Here is a 24,868-nt window from a genome sequence, read left to right as displayed (position 1 = left end):
CAATTTATGTCTCATTAAATTATAGCCATAAATTGGGAATTATATTCCTATATTTCTCTTCTTCCTTCAAGCGCTTTAGCTAGAGTCACCTCATCTGCATACTCAAGGTCTCCTCCAACCGGAATACCATGAGCTATTCTAGTAACTTTAACTCCAAGCGGTTTTAAGATTTTTGATATATACATAGCTGTAGCCTCTCCATCTACATTAGGATTGGTTGCAACAATAACTTCCTTAACTTTTCCATTCATCCTACTAACAAGTTCTCTAAGTTTTATAGAATCTGGACCTTTTCCAAGCATTGGAGATATTACTCCATGAAGAACATGGTAAACACCATTGAATTCTCTTACCTTTTCCATAGATATTATATCCTTTGGCTCTTCAACAACACAAACAAGACTCTTATCTCTGTTAGGATTAGAACAAATTGCACACGGATCAGTATCTGTATAATTACCACAAACAGAACAGTATTTTATAGTTCCTCTTGCCTTTTTTAGTGCATCTGCAAAACCTTCAACCTCTTCCTTTGGTAGATTTAAAACATGCATTGTAAGCCTTTGTGCTGTTTTATATCCGACACCTGGCAGTTTTGCAAATTCTTCTATTAATTTCTCAATTGCCACAGGATAGAATTCCATGTGTATTCACCTCGTCTATTATAAAATCATATAAGGGCTTTATGAATAAAAAAGCCCAAATACACTTCATATCTTGATATATAATTTTAATTTTATAAGCCAGGTATATTTAATCCACCTGTTAACTTCTTCATTTCTCCTGATGTCTCTTCCTCAGCCTTTTTAAGAGCTTCATTACATGCACTTAAAATTAAATCTTGAAGCATTTCAACATCATCTGGATCTACAACTTCTGGTTTTATCTTTATTTCAGTTATTTCTTTTTTGCCTGAAACAGTTGCGCTTACCGCACCGCCTCCAACTGTTGCTGTAAATTCTTTGTTTTCAATTTCTTTTTGCATATCTTCCATTTGCTTTTGGAATTTTTGAGCTTGCTTTATAAGGTTATTCATATTTCCTCCGCCCATTCCTGGGAATCCACCTTTTGCCATAATAAAAACCTCCTATATGAATCAAATTATTTTTCTTTTTATAGAGTTTTAATTTCTAACGTTTCAACTCCGTACATAATATTTTATCATTTCCTAAATCATTCATCAATAATATGAAGCTCTTCTTCACCAAAAGTTTTCTTTAGTATATCCTCTGTGCTACCTTGATTAGTTGTACCATCACCCTTTTCAAGAGAATATATAACTCTAACTCTTCCATGAAGCATATCTTGTAGAACCTCTTCGACTTTTTTATTATTTTGTGGTTTTTCAAGGTGCTGCTTACTGAAATTATACTCTTTTGTGAATCTTACCTCAATAACTCCGTCTTTACAGGAGAACGGAACTCCATTACTTAAATGAACTCCCATGACCATATTTCTTCTTGATTTAAACATTTCTATTACATCTCGCCATATCTTTCTAACATCATCAAGACTTATATTTAAATCACTTGAAAATTCCTCTTCAGGTTTCGCCTCGTCATGTTCCTCTGCTTTATTTACAGTAAGCCTTGGAACCTTCTGACTACTTGAAGGCTTTTGTTTCGCTTCTACCTTTTGAACCGATATCTTTCCTTCTCTAATAATTGTTTCTAGCTTATTTATCCTTGCCAGTAATATTTCACTTGAAGTATCGTATTCTATTTTGCACATTTTAATTATAGCCATTTCCATGTAAATTCTTGAATTCATGCTTTTCCTAGCTTTTTCTTCGGCCTCCTGAAGTATATTTATATCCCTCATAGTTTCTTCTATTCTGATCTTAGAAGACTGCTCTTTAAGGGTTTTTAAGTTTTCTTCAGACATATCTATAACTTCTTCTGGCTTTTTACTTACCTTCACTACCATAAGATTTCTAACATGTGCTATGAAATCTTTCATGAATACTGTAATTTCTTTTCCCTGAAGAATAATTTTATCTACTATTTTTATAGAACCTTCTATATCCTTATTAATAACATGGTCCATTAGGTCAAATATATACTCATTAGTTACAATGCCAAGCATTTGAAGAACCTTTTCATAATCTACTTTACCATTTCCTTCTGCTATAGCTTGGTCTAATATACTAACAGCATCTCTTAAAGCACCATCTGACATTCTTGCTATGACACCTAGACTTCTATCATCTGCAAAAACACCTTTTTCATTTACAATTTCCCGTAACCTTCCTATCATACTTTCTCTTTTTATTCTTTTAAAATCAAATCTTTGACATCTAGAAAGTATAGTTACTGGAAGCTTTTGCGGATCTGTGGTTGCCAGTATAAAAACCACATTTTGAGGGGGCTCTTCAAGGGTTTTAAGAAAAGCATTAACAGCTCCTTGAGAAAGCATGTGTACCTCATCTATTATGTAGACTTTAAATTTCGACTCATGTGGAGGATATTGCACGTCATCAATAATATTCCTTATATCATCTACACTGTTATTTGAAGCCGCATCGAGTTCTGTAACATCTATTGCAATTCCAGCATTTATTTTTTTGCACATCTCACACTCATTACATGGTTCACCATCTTGAGGATTGAGACAATTTACTGCCTTTGACAGAATCTTAGCTGTGGTAGTCTTTCCCGTTCCTCTTGTACCACACATGAGATATGCATGTGCTATTCTATTGTTTTTTACTTGATTCTTAAGGGTCGTTGTGACATGTTCCTGACCAACAACCTCACCAAATGTCTTAGGTCTCCATTCCCTGTACAATGCAGTATATGCCAAAAAAACACCTTCTTTATATAGATTTTAAAATCCCCATTAGACTTAGTTTTACATAACTATATCTTACTACAAAAAAAGATGCCTAGCAAAGCATCTTTGTAAATTCTTTATAATTTTTAAAGCTGTGCACCTTGAATCGACAATAATCTATGAGTGTTACTCACCTGGTCAACTCAAATCAGATTTATCCACGGCACACGGAAGATTTCACTTACCGCTGCTTCCTTCCGGACCTGACGGAGTTCATGAATTTCCGTTGCGTGGGACCCAATTCTCAACATTGACCAAGATGAGGCAAACCCCACAAATTATAGCCTCAAACAAGGAATTCAACCCTGCTACAGCGGATTGCAGGTACAAGGCACCGCTAACTCCCCGTCTAGCACAGCAAAGATTAAATGGCGGAGAAAGAGGGATTCGAACCCTCGGTAGAGTTTCCCCTACACACGCGTTCCAGGCGTGCTCCTTAAACCACTCGGACATCTCTCCATATTATTTATAATTAATTTGTGTGTTATTAGTCTAACACAGCAATCATATTATACTATTAGTTATGAACAATTTCAACTACTTTAGAGAAAAAAAAATTAAGATACTTTTTCAATCTTAAAGAAATTTTACATGTTATTCAACGTTTTTACATACAGGAAAGGTATAGTAGTGATAAAACTTAAATTCTATATAAATACTTTTCCCCATATATCTCAATACCATCTCTCTATAAAAACACCCTAATTTTGACCATAAATTTCATATATCCCTTACTATACCTTACATATTTATAATAACATGTTTTAATATAATATTCAACATTTTTTTAATTTTTGTTCTTTTTTTTGTTGTTTTTATTACATTTTTTTGAAATACTTTAGAATATTCATTTCAGCATATGACTCTATACAACTATTTTAGACATTTTTTGCTGTTATTTATTGCTATTAATCCCAATAAAAATACTGCTCTTTTAATTAATCCACTTAAAATATTGGGAATTATTATAAATTATACTTATTGCTTATTTAGGTTACTATTTATTAATATGAGAACACTACTATTGATTTATCAATAAATAAAATTATAAAAGGAGGCTGAAAATGTCATATATAGTTGATTTTAAAAATATTTCTACCGTGGGTTTAGATTCCTCACCTGTGGTAAATTCACTTGCTGGTTTACGTGCTAATGAAGCCCGTTATTTTATGAATAAATACAAACATAAGTTTACAGTTGTACCTGTCACCGAAAGCAATGATACTATTAATTATGTAAATCAAATTTTAAAAAAAGAACGTAATATTGAATTTTCAGCTAAACCCCTAGAGACGTCGCATTTTCAAATAGAAAATATCAAATTTGCCTACATCTTTTACGAAAATGGTCTCGTGGTGAACGTTATGTATACAGTTGATAATCCTAAAAAACGAGCTGTTGGTTTTAAACTATCTGAGGGCATGGAAATACCAAAAGAGTTAGAAGGCAACTTCAAATTTGCTAGACAAAAATCTAAATTAGCTGGAACAGTTCGCGGCTCGTTTTTTGTAATTAAAGGCATTTATTAAAATAAGAGGCTCTAAATATAGTTTTAATATGTAAATACTAAAAAGGGACTCTAGCACAAACTGCTAAAGTCCCTAACTTTGGCGGAGAGAGAGGGATTTGAACCCTCGGTACGGGTTAAACCGTACACATGATTTCGAGTCATGCACGATAGACCACTCCGACATCTCTCCATAACACTAAAACATTATACTAAACTTAGTTATAAAAATCAAACGCGTCTAGCTTTGAAAAAGCCTTTTAGAATATCGCTGCATTCATTAGAATATAGCCATTCTACTTCTGTATGATATCTTAAATAATCATTTTCAGTTATATTCACTACAGAACCACAGGCTCCTGATATTGGATCAAAAGTGCCTACGTATACCTTACTAATTCTACTTTGGCATATACAAGCTGCACACATAGGGCACGGCTCTAAGGTAACATACATCTCACATCCATTAAGTCTCCAATTATTTAAATATTTTGCCGCTCTTTCAATTGCAATAATCTCCGCGTGTGCTGATGGATTCTTAAGGCTTTCTTTAAGATTATGCGAAGTTGCTATAATCTTATTGTCCTTCACAATAACAGCTCCAACAGGCACTTCTCCTTCTTTTTTTGCAAGCTTAGCTTCCTTTATTGCTTCATTTAAAAATTCATTTTTCATTTTCCAACATCACCACAAGCTTATTTTTCTTGTATTAAGGGTTTTATAGTTAAACTTAATTTGTACATATTTCAAAATGAAAATCTTAACAGTATATATGTATATAACTATAACTGTTCCCTTATTAATTATAAAATCTAATCTCTCTATTAATCAAGTTAACTATAAAACCCTAATTTATAGTTAATGCTCAAAAACTTGATTATTTAATACCTTTTCTATTATTTCGACTAGTTCAGTTCCTTCAAACGGCTTGGCAATAAAATATTTTGCACCTAATTCAACCGACCTTTTAACAGCATCTTCTTGTGCCATACTAGTTATAACTACCACCTTAGCCTCTGGATTATAATTTAAAATATCATTTAAAGCTTTAAATCCATCCATCTTATCCATTGAAACATCCATTGTAACAATCTCCGGCTTCAATTCTTTAAATTGATTAATTGCGTTAGGTCCACCTTCAACTTCTCCAACCACCTCGAAGCCATCATTTTCAAGTAAATTCTTGACAGTCCTGCGAGCAAGTGCAGAATCATCAATGATAAGTACTGTTTTTTTCATAACCTCAATCTCCTTTTTAATTCAATACCTTTTAATCACCATAATTACAATTTTTAAACTAATTTTATATTGTTAGCATATACTATAATGTATTTTTTTTCAACATACTTTTTTATAATACAATAGAGCACTGCAAAATTTGCAATGCTCTATTGTATTATTTTCTATATACAGCTGGCATAACATACTTATATCCTATATCTTCTATATCAATCCCCTCGGAATGTCCTATAAATAAATATCCACCCTTTTCAGTATTATCATAGAATTTTTTTATTAATCTCTTCTTAGTATATTTATCAAAATACATCATAACATTTCTACAGAATATAACATGAAACTTTTTCTTGAACGGAAACACTTCTTCCATAAGATTAAATCTTCTATAAATTATATTATCCTTAATCTCCTTTCTCACCTCAAAGTTATTACTGTCTATTTTTTTGAAATAATTAATCTTCCAATTAATCATAACGTCTTGTATTTCTTTAGCACTATATACACCTCTTACAGCTTTATTAAGAACCTTACAGGATATATCTGTTGCTAAAACTTGTCTTTCCCAAAGGGAATCGTCTCTCATAAAAAATTCATCTAATATCATAGCAATTGTATATGCTTCTTCTCCAGAAGAACATGCAGCACACCATATTCTAAGATCATTATCCTTAATTGTACTTTTAAGATAAGGAAGAACTTCATCTCTAAAATAATAAAAATGTTCAGGCTCTCTCATAAAAAATGTATGATTTATAGTTATAATATCAAGAAATATCCTTACACATTCCCCTGTCCTATCATTCAATATTCTATGATAGCCCTCTTCAAAACTATTTGCTTTTATGATATTTAAAAATTTATCAAATTTGTTTGCAAATATATGTCTGTCGCTACTTTTTAAGTTGATTCCAAAGTTCCTCCTTATATAATCAGAAATCTCCTTAAATTGTGTTTCGTTTAGAATTCTCATTAATATTTTCCAAAGTCGCTTCCGTACATATCCATATTAGACATTTCATATGTTTTTGAGCCACCTTTAGTTGCTGCATGCTCCATTCCATAGTTTTCGCCATAATTAAATCCACCTTTTCCTTTTAGCTTAAACTTTGAAATTTCATTCTTAAGAAGACTAGCTTGGCTTGCAAGTTCTTCACTAGCTGCTGCTGTTTCCTCTGAAGTTGCTGAATTATCTTGAACAACGCTAGATACTTGTACTATTCCCTTATTTATTTGATCAATTGCGATTGCTTGCTCATTAGATGAACTTGCTATGTTATCCAGTAATTGTGCTGATTTAGATATTCCTTGAACTATTTCATCAAGTGCAGCTGCTGTTTCTTTAGCAAACTCAGTTCCAGTTTCTACTTTTCTAATGGAGTTTTCTATCATTTCTGTTGTTTCTCTTGCTGCATTAGCTGATTTAGCTGCTAAATTTCTAACCTCTTCTGCAACAACTGCAAAGCCCTTTCCATATTGGCCAGCTCTTGCTGCCTCAACTGCTGCGTTTAATGAAAGAATATTTGTCTGGAAAGCAATGTCATCTATAACTTTTATTATTTTTGATATATTCTTTGATGCAGCATTTATATCATCCATGCTATTTAACATTTGCTTCATTTGATTATTGCCTTTTTCAGCATTACTTTTAACTTCATTACCAAGTTCACTAGCTTCAGTTGCATTATTAGCATTTACCTTTGTTTGTGAAGCTATTTCTTCCATTGATGAAGTCAATTCTTCTACAGCACTAGCTTGATCTGAAGAACCTTGAGAAAGCATTATACTTGAATCAGATACTTGCTTAGAACCAATAGCGACCTGATCTGCAGCCGTATTCATGCTGGACATAACTAGGTTAAGGTTAGAAACCATTTTATTAAAGGTATTCATAAGAACCCCAATTTCATCTTTTCTGTCAGTTTTAAGCTCAACATCTAATTCACCATCTGCTATTTTTTCAGATACCTCAGTTATCTTTTTCATAGGATTTCCTATTGAACGAGATGTTAAAACAGCCATAGCTACACCAAGTCCAGCCCCTAAAATCACAAGAATGATTGTTTCAATAATTGATGTCTTGGCTGTTGCAGAATTTTGATCTGTGGACTCTTTAGCTAATTCTTTTTTCATATCTGTAACATTTTTTATAGAAGTTGCAAGTTTATCATGTGCTACTGTAAGCTGATTTCTAACTATAGCCATAGCTTCTACATTTTTATTTTGTTTGCTTAATTCCATTGCCTGCTGAGCATATTGTACATATTCTTTCTTAGCATCCTTTATTTCACTTAAAATAGTCTTTCCATCTGCAGTTAAAATAGTTTGCGAAAATGATTCCAATACTTTATCAAAATCGCTACTTGCTGCATTAAAATCACTTGAAAACTTATCCATTTTATCCATTTGAGTTTCTATTACAACATCTCTAACTCTTGCACGCATAGTTCCAAAATCATTTGATATTGAAACCAATTCTCCTGTAGGTACTAACATTTTCTCGTAGGTCTCCGTGTTTGAATTATTAACCTTATTTAAATTCAAAATTCCAAAAACACCTGAAACTGCAGAAATAAATATTATAACAACAAAACCAACTAAAATTTTGGAACTAATCTTCATATCATCATACCATCTCATCTATTTATCCTCCCTAATTTTGTTTTTTGGTCCCAGTTTATTTATTTCCTCAGAGCTAATTAATTTTCCACAGTCTAATATAAAATTCATACCATCGTGGGTTTTTCCAATGGCTTTGATATATCCATTTTTATCCTTACTTATCTCTGGAGGATCCATTATCTCATTCTCGCTTATTTTCAATACCTCCAGAACCTTATCAACTATAATGCCAATCAACATGTCCTGAACATCTATTATTACTATACATGTTCTATCATTATACTCCTTGAAAATTTTATTAAATCTAAGTCTTATATCGATTACAGGTATAACCTTTCCTCTAAGGTTAATAACTCCCATTATATATTGAGGCAATTCAGGGATCTCACTAATAGGGCTTATTCCTATTATTTCAATTACATGTTTAATTTCTATACCATACTGCTCTCCGTCAGTAATAAAAATTAAAAACTTGCCATTTTGTGTGTCTTCCTCATTTATAATGTTCCCCTCGAATTCAGACATTTCTCCATCTCCTCTCCACTAAAAATCAAGCTGAATTTTTTATAATGAAATGCTTATACCTTCTTTAAGGAAGCATTTATAAACTCACCAACATCTAATATTAAACTTATATTTCCATCTCCTAGTAAGGTACATCCTGATAGTCCTTTTACGTTATTATTATTTTTTATATACTCAGGAAGTGATTTTATTACAACCTGCTGCTGTCCAACAATTTCATCTGCGAAAATACAGGTCATTTTGTTGTTCTTTTCAACCATTATGAGTATTCCATCTGAGATATTCTTTACTGATGTTTTGAGATTATAAGTTTCATGAATTCTTATTACAGGATAACACCTTCCTCTTATAGTAATCATCTCGCTGCCATCCATATTAGATAGTATTTTACTTGAATCAGGTTTAAAAAATTCCTTTATATCTAATGTAGGTATGGTGTAATAGGATTTACCAACTTTAACATTTATACCATCTATTATTGCTAAAGTAAGAGGTATTTTAAGGATTATAGTAGTTCCCTTACCTTCTGAACTACTTACATTTATCCTTCCTCCCATATCTCCGATGTTTCTGGAGACAACATCCATTCCAACTCCCCTTCCACTAAATTCTGTAACTTCATTATTGGTGGAAAATCCTGGTTCTAATATAAGGCTACATGTCTTTTCATCAGAAACAATTTCGTTTTCTCCTATCAAGCCTTTTTCTTTAGCCTTTTGTAAAATCTTATTTTTATCGAGTCCACCACCGTCATCTTTAATTCTTATGACTACATCACTACCTAAGTTTTTTGCTTCCAAGACTACTAAACCTTTTTCAGTTTTTCCACATCTCTTCCTCTGCTCTCTATCTTCTATTCCGTGATCTATCGAATTACGCACTAAGTGCATTAAAGGATCCGCTATGTGCTCAATTATATTTTTATCTACCTCAGTTTCTTCTCCTATAAGCTTAAGTTCCACATCTTTATCAAGTTTTTTGCTCATGTCTCTTACAATTCTTTTCATTTTTGCAAACACATTTGCTAGGGGAACCATTCTTATATCCATTACTGTGTCTTGAAGTTCTTTTATAACTTTATGCAGTTGTGTAGCCGCCTTACTAAAATTAGTAATTTCAAGTCCTCTTAAGTCTGGATTTTGAATAACCATAGCCTCTGTAATAACAAGTTCACCAAGTAAATCCATGAGCTTATCCACTTTATTTACATTAACATTTATCACGCTTGGGGCACTGCTGGTTATGTTCTCCTTCTTTTCCTCTTTCACTGGAATTTTATTAATATCTCTATTTTTATCTTTTTCTGTTATAGAAACGTATTCATTTTCTGTTATTTCAGAAATTTTAAAATTTTCTAAAAGCACTATGGCTTCAAAAACCTTATTAATTTCTTCTCTCGATTTATCTGATTTTAGAAACACCTTAAATCCAGATTCCTTTATTGTATTGCAGGTATCGTCATCTTCTAAAATATTCTCCGGAAAATAACAGATGTCATTTGAAATCGTTTTTAAAGTTTCAACAGCTGTATATGCCCTTATATTTTCCATACCGCAATCCTTCTGGAAAAATACAATACCTTTATAAAATTCCTGCTTTTTCAATGAATCAAAGAATTTTTTATTATTAGCAATTAATTCACTAGGGTCTCCATTAGCCTCCTCTTTATTTTTAATTTTATCTAGTTCCTTCTTTATAAAATCAACATTATCTAAGATCAAATCTGAAATATTTGAACATCTTACACTTTGGCTTTTTTCTTCCCTTATAAAATAGAAAATATCCTCTAGGGAATGAGACAATTCCGCAATACCATTAAAACTCATCATAGCAGATGAGCCTTTAACGGTATGAACTATTCTGAAAATTTTATTGATTACTTCATCCGTGTAACACTTTTCTTCTTCATTTTGAAGTATTATATTTTCCAGATCATCTACCATTCCTGAAGTCTCAATCATATACGTCTCTAACATTGAATCATTTAAAGATTCCTGTGACATTAAATCACCACCTAACAAAGTTTTAGACAGCTAACACCTTATTAATAGTTTCAATCAATTGTTCTTGTTTAAAAGGTTTTACAATAAATGATTTTGCTCCACTTATTATAGCCCTCTTAACCATACTTTCCTGGCCCATAGCCGTTATCATTACAACTTTTGCTTTTGGATCATATTTAAGTATAGCTTTTAAAGCCTCAATTCCATCCATACCATCCATAGTAATATCCATAGTGACTATTGACGGATTATGCTCTTTGTATTTTGCAAGCCCAATAATCCCATTTTCAGCTTCATCAACAACTTCAAAACCATTGGCTTCAAGCATCATTTTAAGCGTCCTTCTTATAAAAGCTGCATCATCAACAATTAGAACTTTTTCTCCCACGCTAATGCCTCCTTATGATTGCTTTATATAAACATACAAAATTGTACATTATAATATATTTTTTGACTTTTTCAAACAAATAATTGAACATTATTATAATTATCGAATGATATACTTAGTTGTTTACATATATTTTATTGTATCTTTTTCTTTTTTCGCCAATTTATTTAATGCTATAAAAAAAAGTAAAGAGCCAACTTTATCGTTAGCTCTTTAACTTATTGAAAATCTAATTAAGCCCTAATTTTTCTCTTCTATCAATAATTTCCCTCTCAAGCTTATCTGCTGCTTTTATTACATCTTCTTCTATTATAAGCTTACCTCCTGTAATATCAGTAAGATCCTCTTTTAGAAGCTTAGAAACAACAGCACTTCCATCTATAAATGGTGAAATTGCAAGATGAAGAGGAAGTCCTAATGAAAGTCCAAAAGCTCCATCAGCTAATGCTTGTTCTTCTAACCATTGTGGTGCAGAAAGTACTAGAGGAAGTTGTGGTATATCTATTCCTAAGTATTCAGCAAGTTCTGTAGCAACAATCTCAAGTCTTCCTATAGCAAGGCATGGTCCAAAATTAAGTACTGGGGGAATACCAAGAGATTTACATACTTCTTTTAGACTATCTCCTGCAAGATCAGCTGCTGAAGGAGACATAAGCCCTACATTTTCAAGTCCACCACTGGAGCATCCTGCTGAAAGAACTATTATATTCCTTTTTATAAGTTCTTTTGTAAGTTCTACTGTAAATACATCATGACCTTTTGCTGTAAGGTTAGAACATCCTACTACTCCAGCAACACCTTTGATTTTGCCAGATGCAATCAAATCTACAAGTGGCTTCCAAGTGCCTCCAAGAAAATCTTTAAGAGATTTTTCACTGACTCCAGTTACAACATCATCATATCCATGATCTTTAGGTATATTAATTGTTACATCTTTTCTTCTATTTTCATAACTCTTAAGAGCTTCTTCTATTATACTATCAGTTATATTTTCTCTCTCTTCATAACTATACTTTATAAAATCAGCATTTTTCTTTTTAGCAACATCATCAACACAAATCATTTTAACTTCAAATTCTTCGGCAATAGGTTCTATACCTGGAAGAGTACAGTTAAACTCTGACATAATAAGGTCTATTCCACCTGTTGCAATTAAAGCTTCACTTGTAAAGTTATTTCCTGCATGACCTGAAAATACTTCCTTATAATGTTCTCCTCTTAGTTGAAGATCTTGACCAACACATGTACATCCCACTAATTTAAATCCTTTAGCTCCTATAGCCTGAGCTTTCTTAGTAATATCTTCATCTATTAATCTTTCTTGAAGATGTTCTATTACTGAATGTTGATGTCCTGTTATCATTATATTTATATAATCCGGATCTACTACCTTGAAACCAACATTTGCCTGTCTTATTACTGGTTCACCAAGTATAACATCATTTAATAAGTTAGTTAAAGTAAGACCATATAGTCCTGTTGATATTCCAAGAGTAAGACAATTTACAGTCATATCTACAGGATCACTATTTAAATTTGTTGAAGTTTTTACTATAGCATCAAATACTTCTGATTTTGCTCCTCCTGGAAGTATATTAAGTTCCTGCCATTTTTTTAATCTTGGTGCATATGCTATTTCGCTTACTAATTCTGCTTTTTCAAATCTTGGTTTATATAAATCAGAAAGTACTCTATCTGCTATCATAACTGCTTTTTTGTGATCATCTTTTTCATCTATTTTAAACATATTTGCTAGCTTATTAAGAGTATACATTCCTTTTATAGGCTTCTTGTTTTCTCCTAAAGCCTTTAAGTTTCTAGCAGTAGTCTCCACAACGTGAACATAGCATGCTGTTCCTGCTGCAACTGCTCTTAAAAAGTTTCTAGCTACTATAGTGTCAGCATCTGCACCACAAATACCTCTTGGTGACTTTGGTGTTATTCTACATGGTCCATTAGCACAAAGCTTACAACAGACACCATCTTTACCAAACTTACATTTATTCTTTTGACTTTCCACTCTATGTTCTGACGTTTCAACATTATTTAACCCACATATAAAATCACGAAGAGTTTTGTCTGCATCATCGCAAACATGACAATTTTGACATTCACTCATTATAAAATCCTCCTTAAAGTATACCTTTTAGGTATAGTTTATGTTTTATAGAAAGGGACTTTTTATAAATTAAGTCCCTGATTATTACCGCTTTCCATCTTTCAAATCTTCAAAATTTATCTTTTCAAGGTTTTTAATTAAGTCACTTCTAACTAAAGAGAGAGCATTATGTATTTCACAAATACCTGTACGCTTTGCATTACAATAAGACGAATCTGTTAAGCACCTATTGACACATATGGGTCCATCTATCGCTTCTATTACCTCTCTTAGATTAATATCCTTCGGGTACTTATTTAACGCATAACCACCCTTTACACCCCTATAAGATTTTACAATGCCACTTTTTATAAGTTTCCTTAAAAGTTTAAGTAAAAATCTTAGAGGTAACTTTTCATGTTCTGCAATAGTTGCTGCATCTATCTTTTGTTCATACCCAAGCTTAGATAGGTATAGCACAACTCTCATACTATAGTCTGCTTCTTGTGTTATTCTCATATCCTTCTCCTGTTCAAAAGTATACCTAAATAGTACAGTTTTAATATACTACTTATGGTTACCCTTGTCAATAGTTTTTCTATAATTGCCCATTTTTTATAAAGTTTCTTAACTTTCCTCTTTTAATAAGTTTTATAAAATAGTACATTATAATAACAAAGCCTATTATTTCCGAAGAAAAGTAAACTGGATCTGATAACAGTCTTAAAATTCCCTCATTAAGCCAATGTCCTTCAGGTCTTGTAGGAAATGTAGCGCCTAAGAATGGCCAAAATAATATTCTTCCGTATAGCCACATACTATCAAGAATAAGGTGAATAGCGCTACCTATTCCAAGCATCAAAATCCCATTTTTTTTGTGTCTTAATTGCCTGTATAATCCAATGCAAAGCAGTACAGCTGAAAACAACAGTGTATGCCCGAATATTCTGCTATTATGAAATACATTTCTGAAAAAAAATGCTCCTATAGGTTTATCAATAAGATCCGGAAGTATAGAGCCAACAAGCAAAAATCTATAATCAATATCTTTTTTCTTTGATAAGACAGTATTTTCACATATCTTTACGGCTCCAGTTGTTAATCCTAAGTGTCCAAAAAATATCATACTTTACCCCTCTTTAGCTTCATATTTTTCTATATAATATCTACATCATTCTTCTTCATTATCCCCAGTATTTGCTCACTTGGAACCTTATCAGTTATGATAACATCTATATCTTCAAAATGTGCGAATTTATATGTTCCTCCAAAATAAAATTTGCTATTATCCATAACTAGATATACTACTTTACTATTTCTCATTATAGCCTTCTTAGTATTTCCGTCCTCTACTTCGAAGGTAGTGACACTATTATCATATAAATCAACACCACAGCTTCCTATAAATGCCTTATTAAATTTATAATTAGATATAACATCTATAGTCATTGAGCATGCATAACCGTTCAAATCTTTAGAGAGAACACCTCCTGTAGATATTACCTTTATATTATTTTCCATGTTTAATACAGAGATTATATCTATCATGTTGGTAATAACCGTTACCTTCTTATCACTTTTAGATAGAAATTCAGCTAACATTATATTGGTAGTTGATATATCCAAAAATATTGTCTCATCATCCTCTATTAAATCAAATGCCTTCTTTGCTATTATTAACTTTTCTTTCACATTCGCATTTCTTCTATCACTTATTTTATTGTAGTGAGCAGTCTTTCTTATGGGTATTGCTCCACCATATGTTCTTTTTAGGAAATTATTATTCTCCAAGTATCTAAGATCTTTCCTTATGCAGTCCTCTGTAACATTGAATTTTGAGCTCAAATCTTTTACAATTACTTTTCCTTCTCTGTTTAAAATGTTGAGAATAGTATCGTATCTTTCTCTTGCAAACAAATTTAAATACCTCCATTACTATCGATAAAATAAATTATACCATACTGACGCTATATAACAAAACACCCTTAAAATAAGCTTTCTCGCCAATTATAAAGGTGTTTTAAGTTACCAACAATTTTTTATCTATAATACTTTATTTAAAAAATCTTTTGTTCTATCTTGAGTTGGATTTTTAAATATATCATCTGGTGTTCCTTGTTCAACGATATATCCATCAGCCATAAATATAACTCTGTCTGCTACTTCTCTTGCAAAGCCCATCTCATGAGTAACAACAACCATTGTCATTCCTTCTTTTGCAAGATCCTTCATTACTCCAAGAACCTCTCCAACCATCTCAGGGTCTAAGGCTGAAGTAGGCTCGTCAAAAAGCATTATATCTGGATTCATAGCAAGAGCTCTAGCTATAGCAACTCTCTGTTTTTGACCTCCTGAAAGCTTATCTGGATAAGTATTTGCCTTATCATTAAGACCAACCTTATCAAGAAGCTTGAATGCTGTCTTTTCAGCTTCTTCTTTTGACATTTTATTTAACTCTATTGGTGCAAAGGTTATATTTTTTAAAACGCTTAAGTGCGGGAATAGGTTAAAATGCTGAAACACCATTCCTACGTTCTCTCTTAATTTATCTATGTTAATATTTTTATCTGATATATCTTTTCCATCAATCATTAACTGTCCTGCTGTTATTTCTTCAAGTCTATTCATACATCTTAAAAGAGTACTTTTTCCTGAACCTGAAGGTCCTATTATACATACAACCTCACTTCTATCAATTGTAAGATTTATTTCTTTTAATACTTCATTAGAACCATAGCTCTTTTTTAATTCTTTAACTTCTATTGCTAAATCCTTACTCATATTTTAACATACCTCTCAATCTTCCTTGATAAGATAGATAATAACTTGATTACTATAAAGTACATAATCGCAACTATTAACCATATCTGGAACGCCTTAAAGGTAGCTCCTATTATTATCTGTCCTGTGTTAGTTAATTCCTGTATTCCTATAACAGATAATATTGACGTATCTTTAAGCGAAATTATAAACTGATTTACAATTGAAGGTATCATTACCTTTACTGCTTGTGGAAATACTATTTTAAGCATAGCAGTTCTATATGGTATACCCAAACTTCTTGCCGCTTCCATCTGCCCTTGATTTATTGAAAGTATACCACCTCTAAAGATCTCAGACATATAGGCTCCCGCATTTAAGCTTACCGCTATAATTCCTGCAACTACAGGATTTATTTTAAGACCTGAAAGTCCTGGTATTCCGAAGAATATGAAAAATGCTTGTACTAAAAGAGGTGTTCCTCTTATTATATCTACAAACCATCTTGCAAGTGTATTAAGTACTTTGCTGGTGCTTATACTGAAGAATCCAAATATAGCTCCAATGAAAAGTGCAATGATCATTGCTATAACTGTAATAAATAATGTCATACCAAGACCCTTTAAAAGCTGTGGTGCATACTGCTTAACTAAGTTATCTTGTTCTGGCTTAAAAGCTTTAGCATTCTTTGAATCTTTACCAGTCTTTATATATTTACTAATAATCTTATCATACTCGCCATCTGCTTTTATTTTCTTAAGACCATCATTAAACTTCTTTAAAAGTTCTTTATTAGTACCCTTCTTAACTGCAAATCCGTAAGGAGAAGTTGTAATTTTCTCATCTCCAACTATTTTCAAGCCTGAATTTTTATCTATTGATATTTTATAAGCTATTACAGGATAATCTTCAAGAGTTATATCTGCATTACCATTCATAACTGCTTGAAACATTGAAGGACTATCATCGAAGTATTTTAATGTTAATCCGTATTTTTCCTTGTTTGCTTCTGCATAAGCAGCTCCAGCTGTTCCCTTTTTAAGTGCAGCCGTCTTTCCTTTTATGTCATTTATTGTTTTAACGCTTTTATTATCTGATTTAGCAACTACACATAGACCGGAATCGTAATACGAGTTTGAAAAGTCTAAAGTTTTCTTTCTTTCATCATTTATGCTCATTCCAGAAACAGAACCATCAACTTGATTGGATTGAAGTGCTGGTATTATACCATTGAAATTCATAGGTTTTAAGTCATAAGTAAAGTTCTCTTTTTTAGCTATGGCACTCAAAATATCTATATCTATTCCTTGGTAGTCACTTCCTGTCCTAAATTCGAATGGAGCATATGTTGCATCTGTTGCTATTGTATATTTTTTACTTGAAGTCTTGCTTTTATCACTATTACTGTTACTATTTTCACACCCCGTTAATAATATTGCAAAACACATCATTATAGCTAAAACTAATACTAAAAATTTCTTTTTCAAATTGACCCCCCCAAAAGTTATATTCACTAATTTATTGTAGGTTTTATTATATATAGCTAAGCCTTTAATTTACGTATACATCGAGACTTTTTCAATTTAATTCTTATTAAATACATAAATTAGGTTTAACTTTAAAACCAATATATCATCTCAAATAAAAAAGTTAATGTATAAACTCATTAACTTCTCAAATTGGTTTTTGTTGTAATTTTCACGTCAAAATTCAAGTTAATTACTGATTTTAAAAAATAGCAACATTATTATTCGCCAATTATCAACATAGTAATATTATATTAATTAATATATTAATTGTCAACCAAAACGTTGCATAGTGCTTTCTGAAATCTTGCAAAAATAATGGCTAGCATCTATTTAATGCTAGCCATTATTGTTAAATTATACCTAGAATATTATCACTTATTTTACCATCTTTATCTACAGTAATTTCTATATACTCATCAGACTTTTCTTTATTTGCTACTATAACTATTATTCCATTCTCTCTTAGAATCTCTGCTGCTATTCCGCTTTCATCTGAAGCCAAATAATATGCCCTTTGTCCTAAATCAAAAAGCTTTCTCTCTAGCTTTAATGCAAACTGCACGGTTACTTCTTTGTTTTCTCCATTTATTACAATCATCTTTCCGTAACTACCGAACTTTTTTTCTCTCTCTTCTTTTGTAACAAGGCTTCTTATCTCTTTATTATCTCTATATGTCTCTAACCCTTTTAGTATAATTCCACCGCCACTTGTATTATAGTTATCTATAATTACAAATCTGCCAAGTGCTTCGTTATCATTAAAGGCATCAAAGCATATTGGCTTCTTTGACTTTATAACAATTTCAGCAACATCATTTTTATTTATATGATCTGCACCTGTTATTTCTTCAAGAGTAGCTGCATCTATTACCTTTTTTATTTCTTCAACTTCAGCTTCTATCTCCTGAGTTGCAATTTTAAGTTTATATTTCTTTCCCTTTTCTAATGGTTCTTTTCCCATCCAAAATACATTTGCATTAAAAGCATTTGAGACAGTTACACCATCATTCTTATGGCATATTATTTCTCCCCTTTTGTTGTAGAACTCATCCTCTACTGTTATACCTACCGACATTTTTGCAGACACCTGCTTCTTCTTGTCCTTTTCTTGCCAAAACTCCACAGATTTAACCTTTGTTGTTTTGCCTGAAGGATAGAATACTATTTCATCTCCTTCTTTAAGAGTTCCAGATTCTATTCTTCCTGCTATAATTCTTCTATTATCAAATTTATATATATCTTGAATAGGGAATCTTAAAGCCTTATTTTCAATCCCCTTCTCCTTATCTACGCTATCCATAGTATCTAAAATACTCTTTCCTTTATACCACGGCATTTTTTCAGATTTTTTTGCCACGTTATCTCCAAGAAAAGCTGATATAGGAATATATGCCTCTGGGTATATGTTTAAGTTAGCTAAAAAGCTATTAAATTGTGTAACTATTTCATTATATCTTTCTTCTGAATAGTCCACTAAATCCATTTTATTTACAGCTACATATACCTTTTTTATACCTAATAGTGATAATATATATCCATGCCTCTTGGACTGCTCCTGTATTCCTTCTTTGGCATCTACTACTAATATTGCTGCCTCTGCGCTTGCCGCTCCAGATATCATGTTTTTAAGAAATTCCTTATGACCTGGAGCATCAATTATGACATAATCTCTTTTCTTTGTGAAAAACTGAATCATAGTTATATCTATTGTTATTCCTTGCCTCTGCTCTTCTTCAAATGCATCTAGTAAAAAAGCATATTCAAATTTCTTTCCTTCCTCTGCTGAAATCTTTTTAACCTTTTCTATAGCTCCATCTGGAAGTGAATTTGTATCATAAAGAAGTCTTCCTATTAAAGTAGACTTACCATGATCTACATGTCCAACAAATACTACATTTAAATTTTCTCTTGAACTCATAATCTCCCGCCTCCTACATATATCCGTGTTTTCTAAGTTTCTCAAGTGCGTGTGGATCTGCTTTATCTTGTGCTCTTCCACTTCTTTCTGTCTCATTTGTATTTTTAAGTTCTTCAATTATCTCATCAAGCGTTGAAGCATTTGAATCTATTGGTGATGTACATGGCGCACATCCAAGACTTCTATATCTCTTTCCATTTTTAGAAAAATACAAACTAACTACTGGAATATTCTCTCTTCTTATGTACTCCCATATATCAAGTTCAGTCCAACCTAGAAGGGGATGTACCCTTATATGGTTTCCTTTCTTAAATTCCGTTTTAAATTGATCCCATAATTCTGGTGGTTGATCTGTATAATCCCATTCTGAATCCGAGTTTCTCTCACTAAATACTCTTTCCTTTGATCTAGAACCCTCTTCATCTCTTCTTACTCCAACTATAAGTCCTTCAAATTTATATTTATCAACTACTTGTTGAAGCCCATCGGTTTTTAAAGCCTTACAGCACTCAAGTCTTCCTTTATGAGGTCCCATACCAGCATTAAGTGCATCCCAATTTGTATTAACAATTAAATTCAAATCATATTTCTTAGCTACTTCATCTCTAAATTTAATCATCTCTGGAATTTTATGCGTAGTATCCACATGTATAAGTGGAAAAGGGCAATTTCCAAAGAAAGCTTTCTCTGCAAGCCAAAGCATTACTGTAGAGTCCTTTCCTATAGACCACAACATGCCAAGCTTTCCAAAATGCTTATAAGCCTCTCTTAAAATATAAATACTTTCTGCTTCTAATCTGTCTAAATGATCCATTTAAAATCCTCCTTAATTTTTCTTTTCAAGACCACATTTATATCTAATATTTTTTTCAACTTTTTCAAATAACAATTTGTCAAATATAAGGCCAAAAGCAATGATAATAATCATAACTGCCATAACTTGGCTTATATCACCCAATTCCCTACCTGCCGTCAAAACCTGCCCTAAACCTTTTGTTGCTGAAAGCATTTCACCAGCCATTAATGCTCTCCAGGCAAATGACCACCCTTGCCTCATACCTGATATAATTTCAGGAAGTGCTGATGGAATTACAACATCGAAATAAAGATTTTTTCCTCTTGCTCCCATGGTCCTAGCAGCTTTAACATATATGGGATTCACATTTTTTACTCCTGATATTGTAGATATTGCTATGGAAAATAATGACCCAACAACTGTGACAAATATTATTGATCTTTCATCTATTCCATACCAAAGTATTGCAAATGGTATCCAGCAAACACTCGGAAGGGTTTGAAGTCCAAGCATAAGGGGAGTCAAATTTTCATCTACATATTTGTACTTAATACACACTAGTGCCAATGCTATTCCTATAAATAGAGCTATTATATAACCTATAACAAGTCTTGTTAGACTAGCTCCTGTAGCTATAAAAAGCGTATTATCCTTAACAAGATAAGCAAGAGCATTATACACTTCCCCTGGAGAAGGGAAGGTATATGCTTTCCAAACACCTAATATATCTACAAAAACTTTATAAATTAGCTCCCAAATCGCTATCAGAATTATATAAAACAGAACTCTTCTGAAAATTCCAGTCACTGTCGTACTCCGTTTTTGCAACCTTTTCCACCTCCTCTTTAAGGTCACGCATTACTTCACGAGCAACATATGATAAATCAACACTTTGCGCTTCCCTAGGCCTTGCTAGCTTTATTTCAAATATATTTTTTATTCTGCCTGGGTTTGCCGCCATCACAACCACTCTATCAGCCAAAAGCACTGCTTCTTCCACATTATGAGTTACAAATACTATTGTTTTCTTTGTTTCCCACCATATATTCTGAAGTTCAAGCTGGAGTATGCTTTTTGTTTGGCTGTCAAGAGCCGAAAAAGGCTCATCCATCAAAAGAACTTCTGAATCTAAAGTTAGCGCACGAGCAAGAGCCACTCTTTGTCTCATTCCACCTGAAAGTTCGTGTACATATGAGTTTTGAAACTTAGTGAGGTGAACCATTTTAAGGTATTTAAGTGCTTTTTCTCGTCTCTCTTCTTTTGGCACATCTTTTATTTTCATGCCAAATTCAACATTGTCTATTACCTTAAGCCAGGGGAAAAGTGCGGATTCTTGAAACATAAACGCTCTATCAGGACCAGGAGCTTTTATCTCCATATTATTTAAATATACAATCCCTTTAGTTGGTTTCTCTAGACCTGCAATTATATTAAGCAAGGTAGATTTCCCACATCCTGATGGGCCAAGTAAACATATAAACTCTCCCTTTTTTATAGAAAGATTTACTTCATCTAAAGTGTGTACTTTCTTTTCTTTTGATATAAAGTCCTTACTTACACCTTTTATTTCTATTCCCAAATCCTCATCCTCCTTGATCACAAAATAATTAATTTTTTACTTTATTTCGGCTTTTCCACTCTCTTTAAGCGCCCTATTTAAAAAGCTCAAATTGAACATATCCTTAAGATCTGCTTTACTCTTTATAAAACCTGCCTTAAAAGACCAATTAGCCATATCTAAAACTGCATCTTTTTCAGGATTATTTGTAACCTTTATTCTTTCAAAGGATGAATCCAATATCTTTTTAGACAAGCCTTTTCCAGTTATTTCTTTAAGTTGTCTATTTATAGCCTTTTCAGAATTATCTCTATTGCTATTTACTTTATTAGTTTCCTCTACAAGATTTTTAACAAATTTCTCTACTATATCAGGATGAGCTTTTACAAATTCTTTTCTTGCAACAACAATAGCTGTTGGATATTGTCCTTTTCTCCATATATCCTCATAGTTAAGTACAACCTTTGCCTTAACTTCATTTACAAGCCTAGTGCCCCATGGCTCTGGAACTAAAGCTGCATCTATTGAACCCTTACCCAAAAGCGTTTTTATATCTGAATTCTCTGCTTCAACAATTTCAACGTTTCCTCCCTTAGCTCTATCCTTAAGTCCATTTTCATAAAGAAGAATTCTGAGAGTTAAATCTTGAGTATTTCCATACTGCGGTATAGCAACTCTTTTATTCTTTAAATCTTTTACACTCTTTATGTCTGCACCTTTTTTTGAAACAAGTATTGCTCCTGCATCTGCTGCTCCTGCTATAACTTGTATATCTCCATTTGACTTTGTATATGCATTTATAGCTGGTCCTGGTCCAATGTATCCTATATCTACTTCCCCTGCCAGTAAAGATTCAACTTCGGCTGACCCAGCGCTGAACTTTTCCCATTTTATTTTAGTATTGCTTCCAAGTGCCTTTTGAAGTGAACCATCGTCTCGTTGAAGCAGTGCCTGTGAATGTGTTATATTACCAAAATAAGCTATTTTAACTTGTGACAGCTTTTCACTTTTTGTTTCACATCCTGATAAAATACCTATAGTAAAGATAATGGTACTTAACAAGACACCGATCTTTATTTTTTTCACTTCACTTCCCTCTCCCTTATTAATATTTATTTGATTCCTTCCTACTAGTCGTAATAATCTTTTCCTTGCCATCCTCATTAATCATATGCCACTCAAGTTCTTCACCTTTTTCACTTACATACATGTAGGAACCATTACCACCTATATCAGCACCCAAAAAATACTTTATAGCTTTAAATTTGCATTCTTTAAGACATGCAGTACATCCCCAACAGTCTTTAGGATATTTTATATATGCCTTACCATCATTATTTTTATCTATTAAGCTTCCAGGGCATATGTTTATACACTTTTGACATCCTACACATTTGTTTAGATCTATTTTAATGCTCATAAATCTCATTCCTTCCAACAAGATTTCTGTATAATATGTTTACTTTACCTTCCTTATATATAGAGTTTACATACTTAAGAAAATTTTCATCATCTCTAGCCGTATAGCTTTCGTTTTCCTCATAGCATTTCCATCTGGTTTCACGTCTTGCCTTAAGATGAGCAATAACAACCTTTGCTACATAAAGCCTATCTATAAGCTCAAAAATAAACAAAAGCTCATGTGAACCCTTAGCTTTAAGCTTATATGAAAGTTTTAAAAGCTCCTCTATTCTTTTCTCTGCTATATTAAGCTTTTCTTCAGTATACCTATAATGCTGAGATATACCTCCCGCGTATTCGTCCATAACCTTCTGCATTGCTTCTTCTATTTGTTCAATCTTAAAATCACTTTTTCCATCAAAGAAATCTTTTATTCTATGTATTATTTCATCTATTTCATCATCAGTAATTGTATTTAAATGCTTATTTGAAATGTACTCTATTGCATTTTCAGCAGCAATCTCACCTTCTGCAAAACACCCTGTAACATATTTTTTAGGACTTCCACCAGAAACATCTCCAGCAGCATAAAGCCCATCTAAAGTTGTTTTTCTTCTAGTATCAACCCAATATCCACTTGCCCCATGTCCTCCAACTATATAAGGTTCTGTACCTTCTATTTCTATATTTTGCTTTGAAGGATTTATATCTCTATCAAACCACTTCAAAGCTTGCGCTGGTGCCATATTTAAATAGGCTTTAAATAAATCTTGAACCTGACTTTCTTCAATTCCTTCAGTTTTTAAATAGCACGGACCATTACCATTTAAATTTTCCATAATAGTGCTATAGAGTCTGTTTATTGTTGTAGGCTTTCCATACCTTGTAACATATTTCTCGCCAAATGCATTAACCTGAGGAGTTTTTATTCCCTGTGCTATAGTTCCTGTTGGGGCTATAGTATCCTTGCATCTTAGTGCTATAAACCTCATCTCAAATGTAGTCATTTCTGCCCCTGCTCTTATTCCCATAGCGTATCCTGCGCCTGTATTAAAAGGTGAATACCACATTTTGTGCCTTGAGAACCCTGGATTATTAGGCTTGTATATACCTGCCGCTCCACCTGTTGCACATATAACTGCCTTTGCATAAATAATGTAAACCTTAGCTTCCTTAACTGAAAACCCAAAGGCTCCTATAACTTTTCCATCTCTAACAATGTAGTCAACTATGTTAACACCATTTAAAACTTCTATATTTTCTTTTTTCTTTAAAGCATCCACTAAAATTGGTTTTATATTTTCTCCATTTATTTTTATACTTCTTTTTCCTCTTGATACATACTCTCCAGCTTCATTTTTAAGTATAGTTAACCCCATTTTCTCTACTTTTTCTGTTACCCTATTAAGCCTTTTAGCCGCTGTATATATTAAGTCTTCCCTGACAACCTCATTGAATTCCTTTTTAACATAGTCAACAAAAGATTCAGGAGTTTCATTTTTAGTTATATATGCATTTAAAGCATTTACACCTGCCGCAAGACATCCACTTCTCTTTATGTTGAATTTTTCTACGATTAATATATGAATACTAGGTTTATTTGCAGCACTTATTGCGGCAAAACATCCTGCTGTTCCTCCCCCAACTATAAGAAGGTCTGTTTTTAAAATATCATGTGATAATTCCATACCCTGC

The 24,868-nt window shown here is 32.5% G+C and carries 24 protein-coding genes, 2 tRNA genes and 1 other RNA gene; 1 reads left to right on the top strand and 26 read right to left on the bottom strand.

Annotated features, from left to right (window positions below; all coding sequences use genetic code 11):
• Positions 1–47: 47 nt before the first annotated feature.
• From recR to CA_RS00680, 5 genes are all read right to left on the bottom strand, one after another.
• On the bottom strand, positions 48–644 hold the full coding sequence (gene recR, locus CA_RS00700; RefSeq protein WP_010963454.1) for a recombination mediator RecR: 597 nt from the start codon (positions 642–644) through the stop codon (positions 48–50).
• A 92-nt stretch (positions 645–736) separates the two neighbouring features.
• Positions 737–1,075 (bottom strand): YbaB/EbfC family nucleoid-associated protein, encoded by a 339-nt coding sequence (locus tag CA_RS00695; RefSeq protein ID WP_010963453.1) that lies wholly within the window; start codon positions 1,073–1,075, stop codon positions 737–739.
• A 98-nt stretch (positions 1,076–1,173) separates the two neighbouring features.
• Positions 1,174–2,802: a DNA polymerase III subunit gamma/tau gene (dnaX, locus tag CA_RS00690; protein ID WP_010963452.1), complete on the bottom strand. Its 1,629-nt coding sequence runs from the start codon at positions 2,800–2,802 to the stop codon at positions 1,174–1,176.
• 122 nt (positions 2,803–2,924) lie between these two features.
• Positions 2,925–3,190: signal recognition particle sRNA large type (gene ffs, locus CA_RS00685), an RNA gene on the bottom strand.
• An 11-nt stretch (positions 3,191–3,201) separates the two neighbouring features.
• Positions 3,202–3,291: transfer RNA gene (locus CA_RS00680), tRNA-Ser, on the bottom strand.
• A 605-nt stretch (positions 3,292–3,896) separates the two neighbouring features.
• On the opposite strand from CA_RS00680, the gene CA_RS00675 reads away from it, so the two are divergent.
• Positions 3,897–4,361, top strand: coding sequence for a hypothetical protein (locus CA_RS00675; RefSeq protein WP_010963451.1), 465 nt, complete (start codon positions 3,897–3,899; stop codon positions 4,359–4,361).
• 79 nt (positions 4,362–4,440) lie between these two features.
• Here CA_RS00675 and CA_RS00670 read toward each other — a convergent pair.
• From CA_RS00670 to CA_RS00570, 21 genes are all read right to left on the bottom strand, one after another.
• Positions 4,441–4,532: transfer RNA gene (locus CA_RS00670), tRNA-Ser, on the bottom strand.
• 38 nt (positions 4,533–4,570) lie between these two features.
• Positions 4,571–5,014 carry a nucleoside deaminase gene (locus CA_RS00665; protein WP_010963450.1) on the bottom strand — a complete coding sequence of 148 codons (444 nt, stop codon included), beginning with the start codon at positions 5,012–5,014 and terminating at the stop codon, positions 4,571–4,573.
• A gap of 183 nt (positions 5,015–5,197) precedes the next feature.
• Positions 5,198–5,578, bottom strand: coding sequence for a response regulator (locus tag CA_RS00660; RefSeq protein WP_010963449.1), 381 nt, complete (start codon positions 5,576–5,578; stop codon positions 5,198–5,200).
• A gap of 157 nt (positions 5,579–5,735) precedes the next feature.
• On the bottom strand, positions 5,736–6,548 hold the full coding sequence (locus CA_RS00655) for a CheR family methyltransferase (RefSeq protein ID WP_010963448.1): 813 nt from the start codon (positions 6,546–6,548) through the stop codon (positions 5,736–5,738).
• Positions 6,548–8,215 carry a methyl-accepting chemotaxis protein gene (locus tag CA_RS00650; RefSeq protein ID WP_010963447.1) on the bottom strand — a complete coding sequence of 556 codons (1,668 nt, stop codon included), beginning with the start codon at positions 8,213–8,215 and terminating at the stop codon, positions 6,548–6,550. The genes CA_RS00655 and CA_RS00650 overlap by 1 nt, the downstream gene beginning before the upstream one ends.
• Complete coding sequence (locus CA_RS00645; RefSeq protein WP_010963446.1) at positions 8,216–8,722, bottom strand: chemotaxis protein CheW; 507 nt, start codon at positions 8,720–8,722, stop codon at positions 8,216–8,218.
• Between the two features lie 53 nt (positions 8,723–8,775).
• Positions 8,776–10,725: a chemotaxis protein CheA gene (locus CA_RS00640; RefSeq protein WP_010963445.1), complete on the bottom strand. Its 1,950-nt coding sequence runs from the start codon at positions 10,723–10,725 to the stop codon at positions 8,776–8,778.
• Positions 10,726–10,747: 22 nt separating this feature from the next.
• Positions 10,748–11,113 (bottom strand): response regulator, encoded by a 366-nt coding sequence (locus CA_RS00635; protein WP_010963444.1) that lies wholly within the window; start codon positions 11,111–11,113, stop codon positions 10,748–10,750.
• A 229-nt stretch (positions 11,114–11,342) separates the two neighbouring features.
• A complete protein-coding gene (gene cooS, locus CA_RS00630; protein ID WP_010963443.1) occupies positions 11,343–13,232 on the bottom strand; it encodes an anaerobic carbon-monoxide dehydrogenase catalytic subunit in 1,890 nt (629 codons plus the stop codon).
• Between the two features lie 84 nt (positions 13,233–13,316).
• Complete coding sequence (locus tag CA_RS00625) at positions 13,317–13,730, bottom strand: Rrf2 family transcriptional regulator (protein ID WP_010963442.1); 414 nt, start codon at positions 13,728–13,730, stop codon at positions 13,317–13,319.
• 79 nt (positions 13,731–13,809) lie between these two features.
• On the bottom strand, positions 13,810–14,337 hold the full coding sequence (locus CA_RS00620) for a metal-dependent hydrolase (RefSeq protein WP_010963441.1): 528 nt from the start codon (positions 14,335–14,337) through the stop codon (positions 13,810–13,812).
• 29 nt (positions 14,338–14,366) lie between these two features.
• The gene (locus CA_RS00615) at positions 14,367–15,128 is read right to left on the bottom strand and encodes a DeoR/GlpR family DNA-binding transcription regulator (RefSeq protein ID WP_010963440.1); all 762 of its coding nucleotides are present in this window, start codon (positions 15,126–15,128) and stop codon (positions 14,367–14,369) included.
• Positions 15,129–15,254: 126 nt separating this feature from the next.
• The gene (locus tag CA_RS00610; RefSeq protein WP_010963439.1) at positions 15,255–15,992 is read right to left on the bottom strand and encodes an amino acid ABC transporter ATP-binding protein; all 738 of its coding nucleotides are present in this window, start codon (positions 15,990–15,992) and stop codon (positions 15,255–15,257) included.
• Positions 15,989–17,458 carry an amino acid ABC transporter substrate-binding protein/permease gene (locus tag CA_RS20395; protein WP_014518808.1) on the bottom strand — a complete coding sequence of 490 codons (1,470 nt, stop codon included), beginning with the start codon at positions 17,456–17,458 and terminating at the stop codon, positions 15,989–15,991. The genes CA_RS00610 and CA_RS20395 overlap by 4 nt, the downstream gene beginning before the upstream one ends.
• Positions 17,459–17,849: 391 nt before the next feature.
• Positions 17,850–19,418 carry a sulfate adenylyltransferase subunit 1 gene (locus CA_RS00600; RefSeq protein ID WP_010963437.1) on the bottom strand — a complete coding sequence of 523 codons (1,569 nt, stop codon included), beginning with the start codon at positions 19,416–19,418 and terminating at the stop codon, positions 17,850–17,852.
• A gap of 13 nt (positions 19,419–19,431) precedes the next feature.
• The gene (gene cysD, locus CA_RS00595; RefSeq protein WP_010963436.1) at positions 19,432–20,232 is read right to left on the bottom strand and encodes a sulfate adenylyltransferase subunit CysD; all 801 of its coding nucleotides are present in this window, start codon (positions 20,230–20,232) and stop codon (positions 19,432–19,434) included.
• Between the two features lie 12 nt (positions 20,233–20,244).
• Positions 20,245–21,042, bottom strand: a complete 798-nt coding sequence (locus tag CA_RS00590) for an ABC transporter permease (RefSeq protein ID WP_010963435.1) — start codon at positions 21,040–21,042, stop codon at positions 20,245–20,247.
• Positions 20,954–21,793, bottom strand: a complete 840-nt coding sequence (locus tag CA_RS00585; RefSeq protein WP_010963434.1) for an ABC transporter ATP-binding protein — start codon at positions 21,791–21,793, stop codon at positions 20,954–20,956. The genes CA_RS00590 and CA_RS00585 overlap by 89 nt, the downstream gene beginning before the upstream one ends.
• A gap of 36 nt (positions 21,794–21,829) precedes the next feature.
• On the bottom strand, positions 21,830–22,936 hold the full coding sequence (locus CA_RS00580) for an aliphatic sulfonate ABC transporter substrate-binding protein (RefSeq protein WP_010963433.1): 1,107 nt from the start codon (positions 22,934–22,936) through the stop codon (positions 21,830–21,832).
• On the bottom strand, positions 22,878–23,192 hold the full coding sequence (locus tag CA_RS00575; protein WP_010963432.1) for a 4Fe-4S dicluster domain-containing protein: 315 nt from the start codon (positions 23,190–23,192) through the stop codon (positions 22,878–22,880). The genes CA_RS00580 and CA_RS00575 overlap by 59 nt, the downstream gene beginning before the upstream one ends.
• Positions 23,182–24,861, bottom strand: a complete 1,680-nt coding sequence (locus CA_RS00570) for an adenylyl-sulfate reductase subunit alpha (RefSeq protein WP_010963431.1) — start codon at positions 24,859–24,861, stop codon at positions 23,182–23,184. The genes CA_RS00575 and CA_RS00570 overlap by 11 nt, the downstream gene beginning before the upstream one ends.
• Positions 24,862–24,868: the final 7 nt, after the last annotated feature.

Origin of the sequence: Clostridium acetobutylicum ATCC 824 (genome assembly GCF_000008765.1) — a bacterium.
Lineage (GTDB): Bacteria > Bacillota > Clostridia > Clostridiales > Clostridiaceae > Clostridium_S > Clostridium_S acetobutylicum.
Note: the sequence above shows the minus strand (reverse complement) of the source record. Positions and strands in the feature narration are given on the sequence as shown.